The sequence below is a fragment of the Pelagicoccus sp. SDUM812003 genome, from assembly GCF_031127815.1.
GTDB lineage: Bacteria > Verrucomicrobiota > Verrucomicrobiia > Opitutales > Opitutaceae > Pelagicoccus.
In genome coordinates, this window is record NZ_JARXHY010000039.1 from 1 (window position 1) to 4,284 (window position 4,284).

5 protein-coding genes are annotated in these 4,284 nt (G+C 56.8%); all 5 read left to right on the plus strand.

The annotated features are described in order from the left end of the window. Positions 1-198 (plus strand): OST-HTH/LOTUS domain-containing protein (locus tag QEH54_RS22470; RefSeq protein ID WP_309020974.1); only part of this gene is annotated, 198 nt, incomplete at its 5' end. 108 nt (positions 199-306) lie between these two features. Further along, on the plus strand, positions 307-759 hold the full coding sequence (locus tag QEH54_RS22475) for a hypothetical protein (protein ID WP_309020975.1): 453 nt from the start codon (positions 307-309) through the stop codon (positions 757-759). Between the two features lie 147 nt (positions 760-906). Then, complete coding sequence (locus QEH54_RS22480; RefSeq protein WP_309020976.1) at positions 907-1,374, plus strand: hypothetical protein; 468 nt, start codon at positions 907-909, stop codon at positions 1,372-1,374. A 205-nt stretch (positions 1,375-1,579) separates the two neighbouring features. Continuing rightward, entirely contained in the window at positions 1,580-3,334 is a 1,755-nt protein-coding gene (locus tag QEH54_RS22485; RefSeq protein WP_309020977.1) for a M64 family metallopeptidase, read from the plus strand. A 233-nt stretch (positions 3,335-3,567) separates the two neighbouring features. Continuing rightward, entirely contained in the window at positions 3,568-4,248 is a 681-nt protein-coding gene (locus tag QEH54_RS22490; RefSeq protein WP_309020978.1) for a hypothetical protein, read from the plus strand. Positions 4,249-4,284 lie beyond the last annotated feature (36 nt).

The window sequence follows — 4,284 nt, forward strand, 5'->3', positions numbered from 1 at the left end:
AAAGCGACCGCCGACGAAGACGGTTGGGCTCGCCTCGGCCCCGTCGGCCAGCACATCCAGAACCAAGGCTCCTTCGACGCCCGCAACTACGGATTCTCCAAGCTCAGCGACCTCTTCGCCGCCATCGACACCTTCGAAGTCAAGAAACAGAAGAACGGCCCCGGCACCATCCTCACCGTGCGCCTGCGAAACAAGTAGCCCCAAATGTCAATAGTAGCGGATTGACCCCTTTTCTTCCCCCCAAATGTCAATAGTAGCGGATTGACCCCTTTTCTTCCCCACGGAGCAAGCAATTGAGCATACCCAATGATGAACTCGTTCTTCTCGCCGGAAGACATGGTCGAAGCCCATCGAAGGCTCGGAGCCGCCTGCGGACACGGAGCCCTTGCCGCGGCGCTTAGCGTCTCCGTCGAGCAAGCCTGCCAGCTGCTTGAAAAGGGTAGCTGGATCAACGTCCCGATGATGAAGGACGCCCTTCGCCGACACCGCGTCGACTTCAGGGTCCACGAAGGCCGCTGCGACCTGAAAGGCCCTGCTGTCACCATCGTGCAGTGGCTGGGACCCTGGACCGAGCCGGGCAAGCCGGCCCGTCTAGCAGCCCGCTACCGGCACTGGGTCGCCAGGAGGGGCAGCCTGATCTGGGACGCAAACGCCCCCTTCTGGATCGACAACCGCGTCTGGGCCAAACACATCGCTCCAGAGATCATGCCGAAAAACGCGACAGGGCTTAAGCCGGCATACACTCTGGAGCTGTTTTGAAATAGCAAATCCCTCCGCTTCAGCTACAGAACAGAACCTTCAAACCGAACGATAGAAGAGGAATCCAACGGGCCAGAAGGCCCGTTCCTTCGGAAGGCCCTTCTGTCTCCACTTTCCCCTATTCTCGAATAGAAACCCCTCCGCCCTATGAAAGACCGCAAACCCTTTACCTCCCATCTTCGCAATGCCCTCGCTTTAGCTGTACTGATCGGCGGCGGCACCTTCGTCCATCACGTGATCGACACAGGCGAAGCCCCTTCCAAAGCCGAGGAGCCTACGCCGGCCGTCGAATCTACTCCCTCAGACAACGCTTCGCAAGCCGCATCCGAGCCAGGCATCATTCATCTTCAAGGCCCTCTAACCTTGAACCACGGCAGCCACACGCACGTCAAGTACGAGCCTGCCGGCTACGTCGAAGGCACCGACATCGAAATCTGGGACCCTGCCTACCCCGACGATCCTGAATACCAGCTCGTTCTTAAGAAATTCTGGGAGACCTACGGCCGGGAGAAGCTTCCCGAAGGCCATTACAGCTGCCCTCCCAGACCCGAGACGTACTACAGCGGCTACGAGAAGCGCCGCGAGCAGCTGCTCAAGGAACACGCGGTCAAGTAGGTCGCCTTCTCCCGCTTTTCGTTTTACCTCCCTTTGACGCCTCCGCGCTTTACCTGCTAAACGCAGCTAGGTAATTTCGCTAAAAACGAGCGTCATGCCTCCGCGACCCCATCTCAAAGACCAGAAGACAACGGGCCATACGGCCCGTTCCTTCGGAAGGGCCTTCCGGCTCCGCCATCCCTTCTTCATGAACAGCAATCCCGTCATGAAAACCCCCATCCTTCTTCTAGCCGCATCCCTTTCGCTCTGCGCCTCCCTCCTGGGCGAGCCCGAGCCTCATCCGGCCTTCAGGGCCAGCACCGAGCTGGGCACCTACGATCCTCTTCCCGAACTGGGAATTCCCGGCCAGAGGGAGCTCCCGGTGAAGCTTCCCGCAGAGTACGACACCCGCACCTTCAAGGCTCCGGGCGACCCCCGCGCCGATCCGGACTTCGAGTTCGACCACGGGGCGATCGTCTACGAGGAGGTCAACGGTCCTCGCAGCAACCGCATCGACCTGTGCTTCGTCTCGGAGGGCTACACCACCGAGGAGGAGTTCCTGCGGATGTTCAAAAGAGTGATCCTCGACGGCCTATTCGGGCGCGTGGAGCCTTTCAAGAGCTACCGCAACCGCTTCAACATCTACGCGTTCCACGCGAATTCGCTGCACGACGGAGCGGTGCCCAGAGACAAATTGGGCGAGCTCTACAACAACTACGGAACCGACTTCGGGCTCATCCCGTCGAACGACTACTACGGCACCGCCTCCTACAACAATCCCGTACCGCTGATCGGCAACTACGACGTGAACTTCCTGCTGGTCCGGAAGAACCAGCGCTATGACAGAAGCGGAGGAGCCGGGCCTGTAGCCGCGGTCGCCGCCATAGGCGAAGCTAAAAAGGAAGGCTACGAGGACGACGACGTCGCCGCCGTGGCCCACGAAATCGGCCACGTCCTTGGCGCGCTTCAAGAAAACTACGCAGCCTTCAAACACGGATTCGGGGAGCCAAATGAAAACTGGTATTTCTGGGACCTCTACGAGCTTCCCGCACCAACCGTGGACATCAACGACCAAGACGGGGCAGGACGCCCGCCAATCAGAAACATCCACTACAACAATCTGGCCGAGGACCGCAGCAACCTTCCATGGAAGCACTGGATCGAGCCCGATCTCGAACAGAAATTCGGCAGCCTGCCATGGGATCAGCATCTAAGCGCATGGAACAGCGATATCTTCGAGCAGTATACGGGAAGACCTCAGCTAGATCCGGAAGTCATAGCCGCGGATCCCTATTCGAAAATCGACTACGTATCCGGCACAGCTGTCGAAGAACTCCGAAACAAGTTCCAAAACTACGAACTCTCCCGGACCTTCGACGAGGAAGCCTACAACGAATACTGGCCTGTAGGCATGTACGCAGGAGCCGGCGGCTACCCTTTCGACGCTAGGGCCTGGAAACCCAACATCGCTACCGCGATGGACAACAAGCCGATCGCCTTCTACGGAGATCCATGCCGCGAGCTCATCATGCTCAGGTCCGTCCTGAACATGGTATTCCCGTTCGAGAACCTCACCAGCCCGAACGTATCCATCAGGATCGGCAACGACGAGACGACTCGTATCCAGGCCGATCTGGTCGATTCCGAAACGGTGGACTACTGGTTCGAAATCGACGGGCAGGTATTCGAGGGCGAGATCGAGGAATTCGAGCGGGAGATCCGCTTCGGCGAATACGCCACCTGCCGCAGGCTCATCCTCGATATCGATCCTTCCGAACTTGGGATCCGCGATCGCTGGGTCAGGGTCTCCCTAAAATCCTACGACAACACTCCATGGGTAAGACGGGATCCTCGCAATCTGAGAGCCGCCCAGCACGACTGGGCCCTTAAAGTGGGCGATCCTGAGAACGAAAGGCCTGTCATCGTAAACCGGAAGTTCGAAACTTACTTTGGCGGTTTCGAAAATACCCCCCCCCCCTAGCCCATAAACGATTCGAAAGAGACAACACCTGGCCCTGGAATCAGAAGCTGAAGGACTTCTTCAAAATAAATCAGAAGGTCCTTGATTGGGACGAAATCGCCGCCAAGTACGACCCGGAATTCTTCGACAAACCAATTCAGGACGATCTAGGCCGATGGACATTCTTCTTCAAAAGGGAAAACGTCGTTGATTTCTCCGACGAGTACTACCCCTTCAGCGTCAGCAGAGCCGCTATGAGAATCGATCCTGGAATAGCAACGGCCCAAGCTTCCGGCAAAGGCTACAACTACTTTCCCTTCGACATAGCGGAGGAACGAATCGCAACCTATACGATTCAATCCTTCTTTGGAAGAAGGTTTCGCTTCACGCTTGTCGCCTCCGGACTCATACCCGGATACGTTCCCGGACTGCCCACAACCTACCTTGAATGGGCTAGCGAACACTATCCTATCGAGACCCTGCTCGACTACGAGGATCAGGGAAGAAGCCTGGACTTCGACAACGACGGTCTGACCTTCGAGGACGAATACGTCCTCAAGTCGAATCCCTTCCTTTACAACGAGCTCCGCTCGCGGACGAGATTCGACGCCGAAGGCCATGCCGAAATCGAAATATGGGACTACCAGTACGATGCAGGCTACGAGCTGGTATCCTCGACTGATCTCAAGAATTGGAGTCCTGTAACCGAATTCCAGTTCGAGGAAACATCCTTCGCTAGACTAATCATTATGAATTCAGACGGCGCTAGAATCAAAAGAGACGACCTTCCAAACGCCTTGAAACATTTGTCATGGAGCGAACTGGACCTCTACAGGCCTCAAGGCATGGGCACCTACTCCTTCGATTTCGACCCTTCAAAGGGTCCGATCTTCTTCAAAGTTCGAGTAACCGGACTTGAAGAGTCCCCGGAGTAGAACCTCCAAGGGTTTCAAAAACTTCATAGGGAAGGG